Raw genomic sequence first — 18,858 nt, 5'->3', positions numbered from 1 at the left:
CTCCCATGCGTATTCTTGGATTCTTTCTCTTCACCAGTTTGCTCGCTTTTTCGCAGAGCGTGGAAGAAAAGTATCGTGATGTGTCGCGGCAGATCATCGCTCAGGCGATGAAAGACGAGGGCGGTTTGGCCAAACTGCAGTATCTCTGCGATCAGATCGGCGCGCGGCTGAGTGGCAGTGAAGCTTCTGCGAAGGCCGTTGCCTGGAGCGCCCAGCAGATGAAGCAGGACGGTCTCGACAATGTCCAGACGCCTCCGGTGAAGGTGGTGCATTGGGTGCGCGGGAAGGAAAGCGCGGAGATGGTGGCGCCTTTCAAGAAGCCGTTGACGATCCTCGGGCTGGGGATGTCGGGCAGCGGGGATGTGACCGCAGAAGTGGTGGGCGTGAAGAGCTTCGAGGAACTGGAGGCGCTTGGCCGCGCGAGGGTGGAGGGCAAGATTGTGCTCTTTCATCCGCGCTGGGTGAACTATGGCGTGACGGGTGCGTTTCGCCGCAGTGGTCCGTCGCGCGCGGCGAAGCTGGGTGCAAAGGCCGTGCTGATTCGGAGTGCCGGCATTCCGCAGCAGAATACAGCGCATACGGGTTCAACGAATTTTGAAGCAGGCCAGACGCCGATTCCGGCTGCTGCGTTGAGCGAAGAGAGCCTCAGGCTGTTGGAGCGGGCGCTCGCAAGCGGGGAGAAGGTGACCGTGCATCAGTATTCAGAAGCAAAGCAGTTGCCGGATGCGGATGGTGCAAACGTGATGGGCGAGATTCGCGGCAGTGAGAGGCCGGACGAAGTGATTGTGCTGGGTGGGCATCTCGATAGCTGGGATGTGGGCCAGGGCGCGCAGGATGATGGCGGCGGCGTGATCGCAAGCTTGCAGGCGCTGGTGATTTTGAAGCAGCTTGGCCTGAAGCCGAAGCGGACGATTCGCGTCGTGTTCTGGGCGAATGAAGAGAACGGCGCGCGCGGTGGCATTGCGTATCGCGATCAGTTTCAGGATCAGTTGAAGAATCATGTGATCGCGATCGAGATGGACGGCGGCGCGGAGCGTCCGGTGGGCTTGGGCATTACTGGGGGCGGCGCGAAGGCGCTTGAGCAGATGAAGGAGATCGGGAAGCTGCTGCAGCCAATTGGCGCGGGCTTGGTGACGGCGGGCGGTGGCGGCACCGATATTGCTCCGATCATGCGTGATGGTGTGATTGGGTCCGGAGTGCGTACCGGCGGTGGACGCTATTTCGAATGGCACCACACGGATGCTGATACCTTCGACAAGATCAATCCCGAGGACTTCAAGAAGAATGTCGCGCAGTTGGCTGTGTTCGCCTATGTGCTGGCAGATATGGATGTGCGGCTGGGGCAGTAGCCTCCTTTAGGCCTTGCTTGCCCCGATCAGGAAATAGCCGAAGTGCGCGCGAGCCAGGCCGACGATGCCGGTGAGAACTGGCGCGAGGATGTTGTTCCAGCGCTCTCGGCTGAGTCTGCCACGTTTGACCAAGAATTCCGTTACCAGGAACCGGAGTGTCACCGCCGGGACGTGGGCGACCGAAGGAGCGACATTCCACGAGATCTCTTTTGCCTCGATCCTGTTGAACCCTGTTTGCCTGAGACGCTTCAGGAAGTCTGGCAGGACCGGAAGCGAATCCATCGTCCAGCAGTCGCAAATGCGTTGGTGGCAGGCTGTCAGAAAGCGGTTCATTGGCTTCGTTTGTTTCAGGAATCCATCGGCCACGACCAGCCGTCCGCCTCTTTTGAGGACTCGATGTGCTTCCTCAATGCAGCTTGCCTTATCGCGGCCCGGGCCGTGGCAAAAGCTCTCGATCGCAAAGGCGCCGTCAAAATGGCTGTCGCCGAAATGGGTTTGCGTGTAGTCGTCGCCGCAGAAATCGAGGTTATGATAGGCGGTGCTCAGTTGCCGCGCACGCTGCAATTGCCAGGGAACGATCGTAATGCCTGTGATGTGAGCGGCTGGGTTGCTGGCAGCAAAGTTCCTGGCCGTGGCGCCGAGGCCACAGCCTAAGTCGAGAACATCCGTTGCTCCCTCGAGTGCCTGGATGACCTGATCGCTCATTTGCTCGAGCATGGCCTCACGGTCAAAAGGGTTGTCCCCAGCTTTCCAATAACCGAAGTGCATATTGAAGGCGGGACTCCAGGCTGCATAGTCCGGCCCCGACTCTTCGTAGTAGCGCACCATCTGATCGAGGGCTTGCATCAGGTTTCTCGCTTTCCGCTGTTGCTCAACTTTCTCAGTCCTGCTGTTACCTTGAAGAATCCTGAGATCGCGCTACGGGGCAGGTCTTTCGCCTTGCTGTACCAAACTTGCAGTTCGGCTGTGAAGTCTGCCATCGCTGCGATTCGCTTGGTCGTTTCAGCGGGAGTGGCCTTGTCTTTGGCAGCCTTCTGGGCCAGTTGTTCCAGCATGCTGACTGTGGGGGCGATCTCCCGCTCAAAGCGCTGCTTGCCGATGACGACGAAGATTTCCCAGACATCGTGCAGGGTTGTGAAGTGATCCCGGCGGTCGCCTTTGAGATGGACGACACGGACGAGGTTCCAGTTCTGCAGTTCGCGTAGGCTATTGCTCACATTCGAGCGGGCAACGAGCAGCGTTTCTGCGATCTCTTCGGCGCTGATTGGGTCGGGCGAAAGATAGAGCAGGGCATGGATCTGGGCGATCGTTCGATTGATGCCCCAGCGGACGCCCATCTCGCCCCAATGGGTGATGAAGCCATTCATTGCGGGAGTCAGTTCCATATAAACTATTTTATCAGTAATTTCTGTTTTGACAGAAATTACTGATAATTAGAATTTTCTTGTAGATAAAGAGCAGCCTTGGTGCAATCGGCAAGCAAACGAGGCGCCATTTCGAGGATGCTTGCCTGCCCCCGTCCGTGCGCTCAGGTGAGCCAGATTGTCTTTGCGAACTACCTCAATGTGACCACCAGCTTTTTGAGCAAATGGGAGGGCGGGAAGCAACGCTCGGCCGGCGCATCGTTGCAACTGCTGTCTCTGTTTGAGAAGAACGGCTTAGCAGCAGTCGCTTAATCCTCGCGGAGAATGGCGAGCGGTTTCTGATTCAGGATGCGCGCGCTGGCGGCCCAGCCGGCGGCATTGGCGATGAGCGCCGAGGCGAGCACCGAGATGAAAAAGGCTGTCCATTCAAACTTGAAGTCTGCTTCCTGGAAGAAGCGCTTCAGGATGAGTCCGGTGAAGCCAGTGGCGAGCGTGCTGCCGAGGATGCCCGCGCAGGCGCCCAAGAGCAGAAACTCGATACTGAAGATTCGAGCGATCTTCTGACGGGTGCCGCCAAAAGTTTTGAGGATCACCACTTCACGCATGCGGCGGAAGCGCGTGCCTGCGACGCTGGCTGCGAGGATGATCACACCACCCAGAATGGCGAAGGCCGAGATGAAGCGGATGACCACCGCAACCTGATCCACCACTTCCTGGATGATGTCGAGCACGTCCGCGATGTTCACAATGCTGACCGTCGGATATTGCTTGTAAACGGCAGCTTGCACTTGCGGCACATTCGCCGTTTTGACACGCACTCCAGCAAAGTAGATCACCGGGAGGCCCTTGAGAATTTCGGGGTCGAGGATGAAGTCCTGAGACGCGCCGACGCGGACACTTTCCGATCGAAATACAGCGGCAACCTGCGTGCGGAAGGCACGGCCGGAGGAGGTCCAGTCGATGACCATTCCGGGCTTGAGCTTCAGACTCTCAGCGACATCCTGAGAGATTGCCGCACGGCCGACTTCGCCGGGCTGATACCACTTGCCCTGGAGGATTTTGAGTCCCTTGGGCTGCGCCGGATTCCAGGTGATGCTGCGGGTTTGGAGGAAGCGGCGGCCGAAGCCTTTGAGGTCGATCGAACTGATCTCGACACCCTGGATGTGCGTGATGCGCGCGGCGACGCTGGGCACCAGTTCCACGGCCTTCTCGACGCCGGGCTGGGCGTTGACGAGTTGGGTGACGCCTTCACGCATCGGTTCCGTAATATCGATCAGGAAGACGTTCGGCATGCCTGGTGGTGCGCTGTCTGCAATCTCGGTCAGGATCGAGTGTTGGATCAGGAAGATGGTCAGCGTGAACATGACGCCGATGCCGATCGATACCAGAACCGCTTCCGCTTGATTGCCGGGACGATAGAGATTGGCCAGTCCGTGGCGAAGCGTGCCGCGGGTTAGTGGTGAGATGCGGCGGAGGAGGCGGAGCAGTCCCCAGGCAAAGGCGGCCAGAATCGCCACGCTGACGCCAAGGCCGATGGCAAACCAGCCGCCCAGTTGGACGGCGTCCTCAAGTTTGCTGCCTGCGAGCCAACCAGCCAGCAGGCCCAGGCCAAGCAGGATGATGATGCCGGTGACGAACGCGATGCGGCCGCGGCGAAAGCGTTCGCGCCAAGTGCCTTTGGTCTCGCCCATGTCCCGGCGGAAGATTGTGTTGGGCTTGATCTCGCGAATGCTCAGGAGCGGAGGAAGTGTAAAGAGCAGAGTGCTGAGCAGCCCGGCGCTGAGGCCTTGGACGACCGAGGTCCAGTCGAAGTAGAAATCAGGACGGAGTTGGAAGTAGCGCTCAATCAGGGTGGGGAAGGCAACTTGTACAATCACGCCGAAGAGGATTCCTAGGATTCCTCCGATGCCGCCAAGGGCGAGCGTTTGCATGAGGTAGATGCTGATGATCTGGTTGCTGCGTGCGCCCAAACATTTCATGACCGCAATGTTGTCGAGCTTCTGCTTCAGATGGGAGTTCATCGCCATGGCGACTCCGAGCGCGCCGATGATCAGCGCGACCAGGCTGACCAGACTGAGGAAGCTGGTGGCCCGGTCGAGGCCACGGGTGATGAGGGGGTGGGTTTCGCGATAGTCGGTGATCAGCGCGTCGGGGAAGGTCTTCTTCAGTAACTCACGGGCGGCTGTGACGTTGTTCGTCGCATTGCCGGACGCGATCGGGAGCTTGAACAAAAAACGCTGGGCGGCGCGACTGCCTTCGGTCAAAAGGGCGGTGCGGGCGAGTGCGTCGCGCGACATCATCATGCGCGGCCCGACATTCAGGCTGCCGGTCATGCGGTCGGGCTCTTTCTCGACGATTGCGGAGACGCGGTAATCCTCGCCTCCGATGCGCATGGTGCCGCCGACTTCGAGTCCAAGCCGGAGCAGCAACTCTTGCGCCGCAACCACGCAATTGTTGCAGAGTGCTTGTTGGATCGTCTGCGGCGGATTGAATTTGACTTCGCCGTAGAACGGATAGTTCGCAGGATCTACTGCCTTGAGCGAGACGAGCACCGGCAGCGGATTGCCTGGCTTGGCCGCCATGGTGACCGTTTCGGTGACCTGGGTCATGCGCGTGCCCTTCGCCTTCATGGTGTCGAGCACCTGTTGCTGGGCCGGATCTGGCTGAACAAAGATGCGCGCCGAGACATCGCCAGCCATCAGCGTGCGTGCCTCAGAGTTCAGCATGCGGCGGAAGGATGTGGAGAAGCCGCGGACTCCCGTCAGCGCACCGACGCCGACGGCAACCGCGAGGATGACAAAGAGAAACTTGAAGCTCGAGGCGCGAGCCTCGCGCCAGGCAATCTTGCGTGCCGCCCCGAAGGTGAAGCTTTGGCTCATGCGGCTTTCTTTTCGTCGCTGATGAGCAGCCCGTCCCGCAGTGTGATGACGCGGTCCGCGTAGGTGGCGAGTTGTTGGTCGTGGGTGACCATCACCAGTGTTGTGCCCTGTTCTCGATTCAGCTTGATGAGCAGGTCGAGGACGATCCGGCCGTTGGCGGTGTCGAGATTGCCGGTGGGCTCGTCGGCGAGCAGGATCGGTGGCTGGGTCATGAAGGCCCGTGCGAGGGCGACCCGTTGTTGTTCACCACCGCTTAGTTGGACCGGATAGTGGCTGGCGCGGTCGAGCAACCCGACCTGTTCGAGCAATTGACGGGCGCGCGGCATGCCGTCGCCTGCGCGGTCGGTCAACTCGTGGGGAAGCAGGACGTTCTCTTCGGCTGTGAGAGTGGGGATGAGTTGGTAGCTCTGAAAGACGAAGCCGACCTTAGATCCTCGCACACGCGCCATCTCGTCTTCGGAAAGATGCGTGATGTCGATCTGATCGAGCGAAATCTTGCCTGAGGTGGGGGCATCGAGACCGGCCAGAAGTCCAAGCAGCGTACTTTTCCCACTGCCGGAGGCACCCATGATGGCGACGAATTCGCCGTGGGGGACCGTGAAGCTGATTCCTTTGAGAATCTTGACGACGTGCGTCCCAGTGTCGATTTCCCGGGTGACCGAGTCGACTTCAACAGCAATTGGATTCGACATTGTGTGCGTGTATTCTTTATTCTGGCAAAGTGAGGCAGTTTTCTCTTCTTTCGCTCGCCCTGGTCGTCATGACAGGATTCGCAGGTTGTTCCAAGAAGCCGGCGGAGCCGGAGGCAAAAACCGAGATTCCAGTTCCCATGGCAGCGGCGCCGCCCGCTGATGACAGACCCGCCATTGTCTGCTTTGGTGACAGCATCACGGCCGGCTTCGGCTTGAATGCCGGCAGCACCTATCCGGACGAGCTGCAGAAAATTCTGGACAGCAAGGGTTACAAGTATCGAGTGGTCAACCTTGGAATTAGTGGCGACACGACACAGAGCGGACTCGACCGTCTGGGCGAGGCGGTGAAGCTTTCACCGAAGATCGCGATTCTTGAATTGGGTGGCAACGATGGACTGCGTGGATTGGAAACGAGACGGACCCGCGATAACCTGACGCAAATCGCGGGACGCTTTGAAGCCCGAGGCGCAAAGATTCTCCTCTTGGGTATCACGCTGCCGCGCAACTATGGGCTGGAATACATCCAGGAATTCGACACGATGTATACGATGCTCGCCAAGAATCACAACTATCCGTTGATGCCGTTTATTCTCGAAGGTGTTTGGGATAAGCCCGGCGCGATGCAGGCGGACAAGATTCATCCCACGGCGCTAGGGGCGTCTATGGTGGCGAAGAATGTTTTTAAGTATCTGGAACCGCTGCTAGAACGGTAAGGCCATTTGCCGTTTTGAGAAGTAAGCCGTTTGGGCAGTGCGGCCTTTGGGCTTGGAGGCGATGAGCACCTCGTAGCCTAAGTCACTTCGAATGGCATCGGCTGCGAACTGGTCCGGGTCGCGGTGGCCAAGGGGCGGCCCGCCTGTATTTTGCACCCACATGTCGAGAGAGTTCTGGAGTTGATCCTCGACCCGTGGGTCGGCGGAACTCCATTTTCCCCCGCAAAGGATTGCTTTCTTGCGGCCAATTCGAACCAATACGCTCATAGAAGTCAAAGAGTGCGACTCTAAAAACAGTAACAAACAACGCCTCCCATGACCAAAGTTTTCCCATTTGACTACGATCAGCACGACCTGCCGAATGGGTTACGCCTGATCACCGTGCCTACGGGTTTCCCGCACATTGTGTCGCTTTACATCGTTGTGAATGTGGGTTCACGCAACGAAGTGGAAGAGGGCAAGAGCGGTTTTGCGCACCTTTTTGAGCACATGATGTTTCGCGGGACGGAGAAATACTCCCCAGAACGCTACGATGCGGTGCTGAAGCAGGCTGGAGCGGCTCAGAACGCTTATACGGATGATGATTTAACCGCTTATCATACGACCTTCACGCGGGGGGATCTCGAAGAGATTCTCGAGATGGAGGCGGATCGTTTTCAAAATCTGGAGTACTCCGAGGACGTGTTCCGGACGGAGAGTCGCGCGGTGCTTGCCGAGTACAACAAGGACAGCGCCGAGCCATTCCACTTGTTGCAGGAGAAGCTGCGCGAACTGGCCTTCGAGAAGCATCCTTACCAACACACGACGATGGGTTTCTTGCGCGATATCGAGAAGATGCCAGAGCTATTTGAGTTCTCCCGGTACTTTCACAAGACTTTCTACCGCCCCGAAAATACAACGATCCTGCTTGCGGGCGATTTGACGGTAGAAGACGGCCGGGCTTTGGTGGAGAAGCATTGGGGCTCCTGGCAACGAGGCGCCGGCATCCCCGCCGTGCCTGCTGCACCGCCCTTGGCCGGGCCGAAAGAGTTGCGGGTGGATTGGCCGAGCGAAACGATGCCGCTGTTGCAGATTGCTTATCGCACGCCTGCTTACACCGATTCCGGGCGTGTCTCTGCCGCGCTGGATATCCTCTCTTACCTCTACTTCTCTTCCACATCTGCACTCTATGAAGCGCTGGTGCTCAAGGAGCAAAGCTGCGATGTGTTCTTCGGAAGCAACTCCGACCATGTCGACCCCTATCTCTATCTGATTACCGCGCGCCTGAAGGACCCAACCAAGCTTGAGGATGTCAAGCAGCGTGTTGCGGCGACGATTGCCGCCATGCAGTCGGAGCTTGTGGAGGAGAAGCGTCTGGAGGTGGTGAAGAAGCATTTGCGCTATGCCTTCGCCATGCGGATGGATGAGACCGAAGGCATCGCAGGACTCTTGGCGCGCTATGTCGCGCTGCGGCGAAGTCCCGAGACGATCAATGCGCTCTATGAGCAATATGCACAGGTGAGCGCGGAGGATCTGCGGCAGGTGGCGCGGGAGTATTTTGTCGAAGCGAATCGGGTGACGGTGGAGTTGAGGCATTCAGCATGAGCGGTCCATTGAAGAGTTATCGTTTTGCCGTCCGTTGTGGGAGCGTCGATGACCCCAAGGGCAAAGAAGGACTGGCGAATCTCACGGCCAGTTTGATGGTGGGTGGTGCGACAGCGCATCGCAGTTACAAGCAGATTCTCGACGAGTTCTTTGAAATGGCGACCGGCTTTGAGGCGCAGGTGGACAAGGAACTCACCGTCTTTTATGGCACGGTCCATGTCGATCATCAGCAGCGCTATGAAACCTTGCTGCGCGAGATGTTGCAGGAGCCGGCCTTTACCGCCGAGGACTTTGAACGGGTGCGGGAAGATCAATTAAACTTTCTGCGCGTGGGGCTCCGGGGGACCAACGATGAGGAGTTGGCCAAGGAAGTGCTTTACGAGCGGCTCTATGCTGGCCATCCTTATGCGCATCATTGCTGTGGAACGGCGAGCGGCCTGGCCGCGATTACGGTAGAAGATGTCCGGGCCTTCCATGCAACCTATTTTCCGCTTCTGACTCTCGAGGCTTTGCCAGCTCCGGCGCTGCCCACTCCGAAGAATCCGCAAGGGCTGGAAGTGACGCTTCTCGATAAGCCGGAGGCGCGCGGTGTTGCGATGAGCTTTGGCTATCCGATTCCTGTTCGCCGTGGACACGAAGACTATCCTGCGCTGCTATTGGCACAGGCCTGGTTGGGGCAGCATCGCAACGGCGGACGGCTCTTTGACCAGATTCGCGAAGTGCGCGGGTTGAATTATGGCGACTACGCTTATATCGAATACTTCCCCCGCGGGATGTATGAGTTCGAGCCCGATCCCAACCTGGCCCGGCAGCAGCAGACCTTTCAAGTCTGGCTGCGGCCTGTTGTGCCGGAGAAGGCTCTCTTCGCCTTCCGATTGGCGCTGTATGAGATCGATCAGCTTCGTACAAAGGGTATGGCTGAAGAGGACTTTGAGCGCACCCGGAACTTCCTGAGCAAGTATGTGAAGCTGTTGCTCAAGACGGATTCCCTGGTGCAGGGTTATGCAATCGATAGCGCTTTCTATGGGACGCCGGAGTATACAAGTTATATTGCCGAAGGCTTAGCGGCGTTGACGGTGGAGAAGGTCAATACGGTGATCCGGCGCCACCTGCAAACCAGGAATCTGCACTTTGTCGCGGTGGGGCCTGCGATGCAGGACTTTGCGAAGCAGTTGCAGAGCAGCGAAGCGAGCCCGATTCAGTATGAGATTGAAGTTCCGCCGGAAGTGCTGGCGGAGGACAAGCTCGTCGAGGCGCTGCCGCTCGAGGTGACAAAGCTCGAGATCTATCCTTCGACGCGAGCCTTTGAAACGCTGCTCTAGAGATAGAAGCCCGCGGAGGCGCCCACCCATTCGAGGTTCTTGTTGTGATCGACGCCCATCTGTTTGCCGCGGCCCATGCGTACGATCATGTTGGCTGCGATCGGCAAATCCATCTGCGGCAACCAGATGTACATGATGCGGACTTCCGCCATGGTGGGGCCGTGAGGCGTTGCGATCAACGGTTCAAAGCGAACGCGCTCCTGCAGAATGTAGTTGTTCCGTTCGCGCCTGGGGATGGCGTCCAGTTGCTCGTGTGTCGGTCCGACGATCACGCCAAAGCCGGCAAAGGAGTACAGCGGCTTGAGTACGAAGTTTTCAGGGTTCTCTGGGAGCTCCGTCACTTCGTGAAAGAAACTGCTCTTGGGCACCGTGGGGTGCTTGAACCAGGGGATCGAGAACTTGCTTAAGCGGAAGAACCAGTTGGGATGGCCAGCCCACTCGACATCGAGATCGTCTGTCCAGGCGAAAGGAATCTCGATCTTCTTGCGCTCGAGTTCGTCGAAGATGACGCGATTGTAGATGCGCTGGATTGGCGTCCAAACCCCATCCCGCTGATAGAGGAGCTTGCGGCCCTCTTTCTTCAACTTCGTGATGCAGACGGCACGAACGCCGTAGATTCGTTCGGTACAGATGAAGTCGCAATTGGTCTTCTGCTGCTTGGGGTCGATCTCAAGCAGAATGACCTGTTTCGGATCGTGGCCATTCAGAATTGCTTCGCCGAGCAGATGATGGTACGTGCCGAGGTCGAGATCGCTGAGGAGATGCCGGAGATTCGGATCGAGATCATAAGCCCGCATGTACTGGCGTGCCATTTCGGTCTGGTAGCAGTAAAGCGAGGGGAAACCCTGGATCTCCACTAGCTTCGGGGCGTAGTTGCCGTTCTCGCGCACGATTCCAAAATCAGCCTGGATGAAGAGTGGTTTGCCTGCCTCATGGGGAACCCGGTAATGGGCGGGAATCTCGCGTGAGGATGCTTCGAGATAGAGCTTGTCGGTCAGGAGTTGACCCACGAGTTCGCGGCCCGCGCGAGACATCTCCTGCAGGAGTTCGCGTGGGAAGAAGCAGGGCGTCTCGCTGTGGCGAAAGGCGACGTGCTCACCGATGGCGGTGTCCAGCGAGTGAGAGAATGCTTCGTACTTCGCTGGAGTCCAGCGCCGGTTGAAGTCTTCTCTGAGCGGCTGAATCATGTCTATCCCGTAATCAGAAACTCGCCGTCGCGCATGATCTGGCGGTCGTCGATCCAGATGTTGAAGCGCCGTCCGACGACATCGATATGCGTTGCAGAATACCAGTCTGCGCCGGTATGTGCACCATAGGGATTGCCGAAGGCGATGTGGATGCCAGGGATCTTTTCGTCCTGGAGGATGTTGCCAATGACATCCTGCAACGCGAGATTGGTGCCAATGGCAAACTCGCCGACACGATCGGAGTTCTCATCGGTGTGGCAGTAGGCCCAGAACTCATCGCGCAATTCCTGATTCGAACTTGCCGCAGAAACCAGGCGGTTCTTTTCGATCCGGATCGTCAGCGGGTTGCTGCGGAGGTCGCCGTATTTCGCGCAAAGATAGTCGCCCACTACGCCGTCGATGACAAAGGTTCCGTTCACTTCGCCGGGCGTGGTGAAGCATTCGCCGCCGGGCAGATTGCCCCACTTGTTGGGGCTGATGATGCCGCTGGTCTTGAGCCAGTGATAGTGGGGATTCATGTCGGCGACGATGTTGGTGCCCGCTGCTGTTGTGGCCCGGATCTGGCGGGCCTGGGAAGCAATCTTCCAAACCGCCACGCTCAATGCGTCTACCTTGAGGAAGTCTGCCCGCATGCCTTCGAGCATGATGCGCTTCTCGATGTTGACCATGTGCGCGTGCCGCATCTTGCGGCGATTGACGACATCGGTCATCTCCATGCGGCTCTTCAATTCATTCTGTTGTGCCACCACGGCAAAGATCGAAACTTGGCTGGTTTCCATGTCGGTCAGAATTTCGAGAGGCATTCCGGCCAACGGGCGCGTGGCCATTTCCTCCAGGCAGAACGCATTCCACCGGCAGCCCAGCTCTGTCAACTGATGCGCAATCGCAGCGGCGATCTCGCTGCTGACGGTGTCCGTGATGAGAGTCACCTTCTCGTCCGGCTGGATGCTCAGACAGGTTCGGACGGCGTTGCGAGCGCCCTCACTCAGTGCGGGATCGAATGTTTTCGGCAGCAACTAAAGTCCAGCCTCCGTTTCAGAAACGATGTAGTCGACGACGGCCTTCAGATCACCGGTTTCGCGCCAGACTTTTAACTGGCGGTCGGCGCCGGTGCCGTAACGCAACATCTTGTAGATGTAGGCAATTTGTTCCCGGCTCCCGAGCTCATCGACTACGTCGTCGACAAAGTGCAGATACTCAAACAGCAGGTCCTTGAGAGGGACTTCGATCTGCTTGCCGAAGTCGACCAGCTTGCCTTCCAGGCCGTAGCGAGCCGCTCGCCATTTATTCTCCATGATCAGCGCGCGGCGATAGAGCCGGAAGCTCTGGTTCTCGGTGTGGAGCTTGTAGAGTTTGGCGACCGTGGCTTGAATCAGCGCTGCGACCGCGATGGTCTCATCGAGCCGCATCGGCAGATCCATGATGCGGAACTCGAGGGTGGGGAAGTTGGGATGTGGCCGGATGTCCCACCAGATCTTCTTCGCATTATCGATGCAATTCGTTTTGATCAGGAGGTTGACGAAGTTGGAGTACTCGCCCCAACTCGGAAAGTAATCCGGGATATTGGTGCGCGGGAACTTGTCGAAGACCTTGCAGCGATAGCTCTTCAACCCCGTCTCAAGGCCCAGCCAGAAGGGAGAGTTCGCCGTGAGGCCGAGGATATGAGGCACAAAGTAACGCGCTGCATTCATGATCTGGATGGCTGCTTCGCGGTCTTCAATTCCAATGTGGACATGCAGTCCAAAGATCAGGTTGCTGCGCGCTACGGTCTGCATGTCCTCGACGATGGTGGCGTAGCGCTCATCGGGATAAATATCCTGCTTGCGCCAATCGGCAAAGGGATGTGTCGAAGAGGCAGCGATGCGCAGCCCATTCTGCTTGGCTAGTCCGATGATGCCAGAGCGCAGCTCTTTCAGATCGAGATAGGCTTCCTGGATGTTTGCGCAGATGCCCGTGCCGACTTCGACAACGCTCTGGTGCATCTCAGGCTTCACCCGCTCGGCAAGGATTCTCTGCCCCTTACTGATGATCTCGGCGCTGATATGCGAACGAAGGTCGCGCGTTTCTGGATCAATGGTTTGGTATTCCTCTTCGATCCCGATCGAAAGCGTCGGCTTGCTCATAGCTACAGATTATGCCCCGAAACCTGCCGCCGATTGGAGAGCGTCTATTTTCCGTAGCGCCCGGCTTCGTACTCCAGACGAACCTGCCGGAGCGACACCTCGTAAAGTGCGGCCGAGTAAGCCAGTTGAGCGGAGGCGGCATCCAGTTGTGCCTGATTGAAATCCATGAAGGCCCCCAGGCCCACGCGATAGCGCGTCTCAGCCATGCGCAAGGTGGTTTCCGCCTGCGCCCGCAGCTTCTCATTCACTTCGACATTCTTCCGCGCGGTCATCCAATCGAGATACGCGAGGCGGAGCGTCATCTTCACCTGCAGTAGAGTCTGCTTCCAGTCCTGCTCGGCGGCCAGCGCCTTTGCCGTAGATTCCTGACGCCGCGCATCGAAGCTGCGGCCATTCAGAATCGGCACCGTTACATTGATCGCGGCGGCGTCGTAGTGATTGCGAAGTCTCCGGTCTCCTGTCGGAATGACGCCGGCCACACCCACTCCGCTTACGGTGGGCATCGAGAGCTTCTGGTCGCTCCTGGCATCGAGCTTGGCGGATTCGAGACGTTTGCGATACATCGCCAGTTCCGGACGAGAGGCGACTGCCTCCTCGATCAGTTGATCGAGCGTTTCGCTGCTGGCAGCAGGGGGCAAGGGGTCGAGCTCCCAGTCTTGCGGGGCATCGAGACCCATGGCGTTTGCCAACTGCACCAGGCTGGCGGCAAGATCGTTCTCAGCGCGTGTGATCACCACCTCTGCCTCGGCGCTGCGCAGTTCCGCGAAGCTGGCATCGATCGTGGAGCGGAGATCGCTCTCGGCCAGGCTGCGAATCTGACGGGCAAAGGTGTCGCGCACCCCCTTCACTTGCTTGGCGACATCGAGCACTGCCTTTGCCTGCAGCGCCCGGTAGTAGGCGGTGCGGGCGGCCAGGCTGACATCGGCCGCGGTCCAGCGGGTGAGATCCTTCTGTGCTCCAGCGAGCAGGCGGGCGCTTTCAATCTGCAGATGGGTCCGTCCGAAATCGGTGAAGAGCTGGGTGAGGCTGATGCCCGCTCCCACGCGGCTAAAGAGATCGGGCGCGTTCGCTCCCCCCACCCCCATGCGCGTGCCATGCTCGGCCAGGGAGCCTGTCAGGGTGGCGTCGAGTTGTGGGAGCAGGCGGGCCCGCAACTGTTGCGGCAGTGCTTGTGCGGCATCGGCCCGGTGGGCCGCCGCCAGAATGCGAGGTTGATTTTTCTCCGCTGTCGCCACGGCTTCGGCCAGCGACAAATGTTCTGCCGCTGCCAGTGGCAATGCGGCAATCAGAAGGACATGGAATGACTTCAAGCGGCTAGCCTTTCACGCCGCCGGTAGACCAGGGTGTAAGCGGCGGGAACCAGAAAGATGGTGGTGATGAGCGAGACGGTGAGACCGCCGACGATGGAGCGGGCCAGCGGCGCATAAGCTTCGCTGCCGGTGCCGAGCGCCATTGCCATCGGCAGCATGCCGATGATCGTCGCGAGCGAGGTCATCAGGATCGGACGCAGACGAATCTGGCCTGCCATCGAGGCGGCCTCGGCCGCACTCAGGCCTTGCTCTCGTTCGCGATGCGCCGCATCCACCAGCAGGATGCTGTTGGAGACGACAATGCCGCTCATCATGATCACGCCCATCAGACTTTGGACATTCACCGTGGTGCCAGTCAGATAGAGCGTGAGCAGCACTCCTGCGGCGCCGGGAGGGATGGCCAGCAGGATGAGCGCCGGGTCGAGGAAGGACTTGAACTGCGCCACCAGCACGAGATAGAGCAGGATCAGAGCGAAGCAGAGGCCGAGACCGAAACTAGCGAAGCTCGTGTGCATCCCCTCGACGGCGCCGCGCAGAGTTGCGGTCACGCCCTTGGACAAGTCTGCTTTGGCGACGATGTTCTGAATCGTTTTTTCCGGGCGCGATAGATCTTCACCGTGGAGATTCACATAGATATCCACGACCTTGCGCAGTCCATAATGGGCCACCTCGGTGGGGCCTTCGACGCGCGTCAGGTGTGCGACCGCATCGAGATTGACAATGCCGTCGCCCTTGGTGCGCAGCGGCAATTTTTGAAGCTGGCTGACATTCTTCACCGAGTTCTCGGGCATCTGGACGGCGAGAAAGTAGTCGTTGCTGGACTTGGGGTCGGTCCAGAACGTTGGGGCGATCATTGTGTTGCTGGCCACCGAGGTAATCAGATTGCTCGCAATCTCCCGCTGTGTCAGGCCCAGCAAACTCGCTTGTGTGCGGTCCACATCGATGCGCAGTGCCGGGCTATCGATGTCCTGCGGAATAAAAACGTCGCTGACGCCTGGCACGGTTTTCAGTTGCCGCGCGAGATCGATTGCGGCGGCATGGATGGAGGGGAGGTCCGGCCCGCTGATCTGGAGATCGATCGGCGCGGGCATGCCAAAATTCAAAACAGCATCGACGAAGCCACCCGATTGGAAGTAAGCCACCACCTCCGGCATCTCGCTGTGGAGCGCCGCACGCACGCGGCGCATGTACTCCTGGCTCGAGAGCTTGTGCTTTTCTTTGAGGCTCACCTGGAGGAAGCCGGTATGCGGGGAGGAGTTCGGCGTGTAGATCGCGCTAAAGTCCGGTACCACGCCAATGTTGCCGACCATCATGTCGAGGTCCTCTGGCAGAACGATGCGCTTGACGATCTGCTCAACGCGGATCACCTTGCGTTCCGTCTCTTCGAGGCTGGTGCCCGAGGCGGCCTTCAGATTGATGACAAACTGTCCGGCGTCGGTTCTCGGGAAGAAACTCTTGCCGAGCAGCGGCCAAAGCGGCAACGTCACGGCGAGTGTCGCGAGCCCAAGCACCACGACCAGACCGGGCGATCGCATGCCCCGGTTGACCGTGCGCTCATAGCCCACCATCAGCTTGACGAAGAGCATGTTGAAGAGCGTGAACCATTTCGGTGAGTGCCCGTGCAAGCCCGGGACAAAGGCGCAGAAGAGCGGCACCAATGTCATCGAGACGATGTAGGAGGCGGCGAGCGACATCACCACCATCGAACCGAGTGCGACAAACAAGTCCTGGCTGACGCCGGTGAGCAGCACGACGGGGAGAAAGACGATTGCGGTGGTGAGCGTGGAGGCCAGCACGGGGAGCGCGACCTCCTTGGTGCCTTGTTCCGCTGCTTCCCGCGGCGTCTTGCCCATTTCCATATGCCGGAAGATGTTCTCCAGCACCACGACGGAGTCATCGATCAGCCGCGAGAAGGCAAGCGCCAGGCCGCCAAGAGTCATCGAGTTCAGCGAACCGTTGGTGACCTTGAGAAAGAGAATCGCCGCCAGCGCGGAAAGTGGAATCGAGAAGAACACGGCGACCGTGGCGCGAGCGCTTCCGAGAAAGACCAGAATCGTAATGGTCACCAGCACGAGGCCGATGCCGCCTTCTTCGAGCAAAGTCTCGATGGCGTTCTTGATGAACTTCGACTGATCGAACACCACGCGCGCTTCGAGATTCTCCGGTACGTCCAGCAGCCGCTTGGCTTCGGCGCGAACGGCATCAACGATTCGAATCGTATTCGCGTCACCGCCTTGCCGCAACACCGGCTGGTATACCGAGGGCTGGCCGTCCACACGCACCGTGTTGAACTGCACCTGCGCCGCATCATGGACCTTCGCGACATCGCCGACGCGCACTGCGGCCAATCCATTCGTACGGATCGGCAAATCGAGAATGCCATCGAGATTCGTAAATTGGCTGTTGGTATAGATCGGATAATCAACCGGCCCAATTTTGACGGTGCCGGCGGGCATGATCAGATTCGATTCGTTGATCGCGCGTACGACGTCCATTGCGCTCATCGCGTGCGCTTCGAGCTTTTGCGGATCGACGTAGACCATGATCTGGCGATAGCGGCCGCCAAAGGGCGGCGGTACGGCGGCTCCTTGCACCTTGGCCACCTGGGTGCGAACGCGATAGTGTCCGACGTCGCGCAGTTGTGCTTCGCTCAGGCCATCGCCGCGGAGAGCGATGAGGCAGACCGGTAAGCTGGAGGCGTCAAAGCGAACCACGATCGGCGGCAGTGTGCCCGGGGGCATGCGACGCTGTTCGGCAGCGGCCAGATTGGTCACCGTGGAAATGGCTGCATCGGGATTGGTGCCCGGGCGGAAGAAAATCTTGATGATCCCGGCGCCGGTGAGCGAGCGGCTCTCGATGTGTTCGATGCCAGGAGCGAGAGTGAAGAAGCGTTCCTGGCGTTCGGTAATGTTCTTTTCCACCTGCTCCGGCGGCATGCCGGGATAGAAAGTGGCAACGGCAACCACGGTCTGGTTGAGCGCCGGGAACATATCAACGGGCATGCGCAGCAAGGTGACCGATCCGGCCAGTAGCAGGATCAGCGCGCAGACAACGATGAAGTAGGGATTGCGGATAGAAAAGGAGGCCATCTACAGCGAGGCTCCGTCTTGGACTTCCACTCTCTGTCCAGACTTGAGCAGGCTGCGATTGCCAATCACAACCCGCTCATCGGTAGCCAAGCCGGACAGGAGTTCCACGTGTGTGGCGCTTTCAAGGCCCGTCTCGATGCGGCGTTCCTCCAGCGTATTGTCACGCTTGACGGCCAACACATAGCTCTGGCCACCTCGGCGCACGACCGCCTGCACGGGGAGCCCGGCCACTTCGCGCGCGGTCCGCCCGTGGATCCCAATCTCAGCAATCATGCCCGGGGCAATCTTGTGTCCTGGATTCGGGACGTCGACTTCTGCCTCCATGCTGCGCGAGTGGCTGGAGAGTTGCTGGGTCAGGCGCGCGATACGACCCTCAAAATTGCGTTCGAGCGCGGGAATGCGAATGGCGACAGGCGTGCCGACACTTACTAGCGAAACCCCGTTCTCCGGAAGTACAATGGCGAGCCGTAGCTTGTCGATGTCCCCAATGCGCACGATCGGCAGCGCCTGGATCATATTGCCGGGGTCCACATAGCGCTTGGTGACGATACCTGGGAAGGGCGCCGTGAGCCGGGAGAAATCAACCATCGATCCCACTCGCTTGGCTCGTGCTTCAGCCGCTGCGGTCTGTTGGAGCGCTGCGGCCCGATCTGCCTTTGCACTGGCAAGATCTGCTTCCGCCGAACGGGCGCGTGCTTTCGCTTCGTCAATTTCCTGGCCCGCAATCAGACCAGGCTCCTTCTGGTTGACGCTCACCAAACGGCGGTAGCCCGCCTGGGCGACTTCCAGCCGTGCCTCTGCCAGCTGAATGTTGGCGGCCATCCGGGATTCTTCGCTTTTCGCCTTGAGAATCGCGGCCTTTGCTTCACTGAGGTCCGCTTCCAGTTCTGGGGTCTCGATCACGCCAAGAAGCTGACCGGTGCGGACTACGGAGCCGACATCGACGGTGAGGGTCTTCAGATATCCCGGCACCCGGGCCTGCAATTCTGCTTGTTGCCACGGCCGGAATTCGCCGGTGAGTTCCAGATCTCTTCCCATTGAAACCGGAATCGCCCGGACGGCGGCCACCCGGGCCGTTGCTTGCAGCGGCGAGGCAGCGGATTCCGGCACATCCGTTTTGGCGGCAATATCGCTACACGATTGAAAAATAAGACCTAACGCACACAGGCACAGGCTTGCCAGAAGACGCAGGGACATAAAGCTACCTCACCAAAAATTACAGTTTGGTAACTATTATGTTTCAGTT

Annotated in this window: 16 protein-coding genes; 5 read left to right on the top strand and 11 right to left on the bottom strand. The window is 58.9% G+C overall.

Going from position 1 to position 18,858, the window contains the following annotated elements:
- Positions 1-5: 5 nt before the first annotated feature.
- The gene (locus M017_RS0104205; protein WP_031496051.1) at positions 6-1,349 is read left to right on the top strand and encodes a M20/M25/M40 family metallo-hydrolase; all 1,344 of its coding nucleotides are present in this window, start codon (positions 6-8) and stop codon (positions 1,347-1,349) included.
- 6 nt (positions 1,350-1,355) lie between these two features.
- Here the strand turns inward: M017_RS0104205 and M017_RS0104200 are convergent, their stop codons facing one another.
- Together M017_RS0104200 and M017_RS0104195 are read right to left on the bottom strand one after the other, a co-directional pair.
- Positions 1,356-2,195: an SAM-dependent methyltransferase gene (locus M017_RS0104200; RefSeq protein WP_051669500.1), complete on the bottom strand. Its 840-nt coding sequence runs from the start codon at positions 2,193-2,195 to the stop codon at positions 1,356-1,358.
- On the bottom strand, positions 2,195-2,734 hold the full coding sequence (locus M017_RS0104195) for a GbsR/MarR family transcriptional regulator (RefSeq protein WP_031496047.1): 540 nt from the start codon (positions 2,732-2,734) through the stop codon (positions 2,195-2,197). The genes M017_RS0104200 and M017_RS0104195 overlap by 1 nt, the downstream gene beginning before the upstream one ends.
- A gap of 147 nt (positions 2,735-2,881) precedes the next feature.
- On the opposite strand from M017_RS0104195, the gene M017_RS29135 reads away from it, so the two are divergent.
- The gene (locus tag M017_RS29135; protein WP_155121232.1) at positions 2,882-3,025 is read left to right on the top strand and encodes a helix-turn-helix domain-containing protein; all 144 of its coding nucleotides are present in this window, start codon (positions 2,882-2,884) and stop codon (positions 3,023-3,025) included.
- Here M017_RS29135 and M017_RS0104185 read toward each other — a convergent pair.
- Positions 3,022-5,592, bottom strand: a complete 2,571-nt coding sequence (locus M017_RS0104185; protein ID WP_031496046.1) for an ABC transporter permease — start codon at positions 5,590-5,592, stop codon at positions 3,022-3,024. The two genes, M017_RS29135 and M017_RS0104185, sit on opposite strands and share 4 nt — an antisense overlap.
- Entirely contained in the window at positions 5,589-6,284 is a 696-nt protein-coding gene (locus M017_RS0104180; protein WP_031496045.1) for an ABC transporter ATP-binding protein, read from the bottom strand. The genes M017_RS0104185 and M017_RS0104180 overlap by 4 nt, the downstream gene beginning before the upstream one ends.
- 29 nt (positions 6,285-6,313) lie before the next feature.
- Between M017_RS0104180 and M017_RS0104175 the strand changes: the two genes are divergently transcribed.
- Positions 6,314-6,997, top strand: coding sequence for an arylesterase (locus tag M017_RS0104175; RefSeq protein ID WP_031496043.1), 684 nt, complete (start codon positions 6,314-6,316; stop codon positions 6,995-6,997).
- On the opposite strand, the gene M017_RS0104170 is transcribed toward M017_RS0104175, so the two are convergent.
- On the bottom strand, positions 6,986-7,264 hold the full coding sequence (locus M017_RS0104170) for a hypothetical protein (protein WP_031496041.1): 279 nt from the start codon (positions 7,262-7,264) through the stop codon (positions 6,986-6,988). The two genes, M017_RS0104175 and M017_RS0104170, sit on opposite strands and share 12 nt — an antisense overlap.
- Before the next feature lie 48 nt (positions 7,265-7,312).
- Here M017_RS0104170 and M017_RS26265 point away from each other — a divergent pair, with 48 nt between their 5' ends.
- Both M017_RS26265 and M017_RS26260 read left to right on the top strand, forming a co-directional pair.
- On the top strand, positions 7,313-8,581 hold the full coding sequence (locus tag M017_RS26265) for a M16 family metallopeptidase (protein ID WP_051669499.1): 1,269 nt from the start codon (positions 7,313-7,315) through the stop codon (positions 8,579-8,581).
- Positions 8,578-9,903, top strand: coding sequence for a M16 family metallopeptidase (locus tag M017_RS26260; protein ID WP_051669498.1), 1,326 nt, complete (start codon positions 8,578-8,580; stop codon positions 9,901-9,903). The genes M017_RS26265 and M017_RS26260 overlap by 4 nt, the downstream gene beginning before the upstream one ends.
- Here M017_RS26260 and M017_RS0104160 read toward each other — a convergent pair.
- Genes M017_RS0104160 through M017_RS0104135 form a run of 6 tightly spaced genes read right to left on the bottom strand, consistent with a single transcriptional unit; the run spans position 9,900 to position 18,809 of the window.
- Positions 9,900-11,090 carry a hypothetical protein gene (locus M017_RS0104160; RefSeq protein ID WP_031496040.1) on the bottom strand — a complete coding sequence of 397 codons (1,191 nt, stop codon included), beginning with the start codon at positions 11,088-11,090 and terminating at the stop codon, positions 9,900-9,902. The two genes, M017_RS26260 and M017_RS0104160, sit on opposite strands and share 4 nt — an antisense overlap.
- Positions 11,091-11,092: 2 nt before the next feature.
- Positions 11,093-12,106, bottom strand: coding sequence for an aminopeptidase (locus M017_RS0104155; RefSeq protein ID WP_031496038.1), 1,014 nt, complete (start codon positions 12,104-12,106; stop codon positions 11,093-11,095).
- Positions 12,107-13,213, bottom strand: coding sequence for a carboxylate-amine ligase (locus M017_RS0104150; RefSeq protein WP_031496037.1), 1,107 nt, complete (start codon positions 13,211-13,213; stop codon positions 12,107-12,109).
- A gap of 44 nt (positions 13,214-13,257) precedes the next feature.
- On the bottom strand, positions 13,258-14,523 hold the full coding sequence (locus M017_RS0104145) for a TolC family protein (protein ID WP_031496036.1): 1,266 nt from the start codon (positions 14,521-14,523) through the stop codon (positions 13,258-13,260).
- Positions 14,520-17,612, bottom strand: coding sequence for an efflux RND transporter permease subunit (locus tag M017_RS0104140; protein WP_031496035.1), 3,093 nt, complete (start codon positions 17,610-17,612; stop codon positions 14,520-14,522). The genes M017_RS0104145 and M017_RS0104140 overlap by 4 nt, the downstream gene beginning before the upstream one ends.
- Positions 17,613-18,809, bottom strand: coding sequence for an efflux RND transporter periplasmic adaptor subunit (locus tag M017_RS0104135; protein ID WP_080507491.1), 1,197 nt, complete (start codon positions 18,807-18,809; stop codon positions 17,613-17,615).
- Between the last annotated feature and the right edge of the window lie 49 nt (positions 18,810-18,858).

It is taken from the genome of Bryobacter aggregatus MPL3 (genome assembly GCF_000702445.1).
Classification (GTDB): Bacteria; Acidobacteriota; Terriglobia; order Bryobacterales; family Bryobacteraceae; genus Bryobacter; species Bryobacter aggregatus.
The sequence above is the reverse complement of the archived record's forward strand: the minus strand, read 5'-3'. Positions and strand labels throughout refer to the sequence as shown.

Coding starts and splice junctions, on each gene's coding strand:
- M017_RS0104205 (WP_031496051.1), top strand. CDS start 6: ATGCGTATTCTTGGATTCTTTCTCTTCACCAGTTTGCTCGCTTTTTCG.
- M017_RS0104200 (WP_051669500.1), bottom strand. CDS start 2,195: ATGCAAGCCCTCGATCAGATGGTGCGCTACTACGAAGAGTCGGGGCCG.
- M017_RS0104195 (WP_031496047.1), bottom strand. CDS start 2,734: ATGGAACTGACTCCCGCAATGAATGGCTTCATCACCCATTGGGGCGAG.
- M017_RS0104185 (WP_031496046.1), bottom strand. CDS start 5,592: ATGAGCCAAAGCTTCACCTTCGGGGCGGCACGCAAGATTGCCTGGCGC.
- M017_RS0104180 (WP_031496045.1), bottom strand. CDS start 6,284: ATGTCGAATCCAATTGCTGTTGAAGTCGACTCGGTCACCCGGGAAATC.
- M017_RS0104170 (WP_031496041.1), bottom strand. CDS start 7,264: ATGAGCGTATTGGTTCGAATTGGCCGCAAGAAAGCAATCCTTTGCGGG.
- M017_RS26265 (WP_051669499.1), top strand. CDS start 7,313: ATGACCAAAGTTTTCCCATTTGACTACGATCAGCACGACCTGCCGAAT.
- M017_RS26260 (WP_051669498.1), top strand. CDS start 8,578: ATGAGCGGTCCATTGAAGAGTTATCGTTTTGCCGTCCGTTGTGGGAGC.
- M017_RS0104160 (WP_031496040.1), bottom strand. CDS start 11,090: ATGATTCAGCCGCTCAGAGAAGACTTCAACCGGCGCTGGACTCCAGCG.
- M017_RS0104150 (WP_031496037.1), bottom strand. CDS start 13,213: ATGAGCAAGCCGACGCTTTCGATCGGGATCGAAGAGGAATACCAAACC.
- M017_RS0104140 (WP_031496035.1), bottom strand. CDS start 17,612: ATGGCCTCCTTTTCTATCCGCAATCCCTACTTCATCGTTGTCTGCGCG.
- M017_RS0104135 (WP_080507491.1), bottom strand. CDS start 18,809: ATGTCCCTGCGTCTTCTGGCAAGCCTGTGCCTGTGTGCGTTAGGTCTT.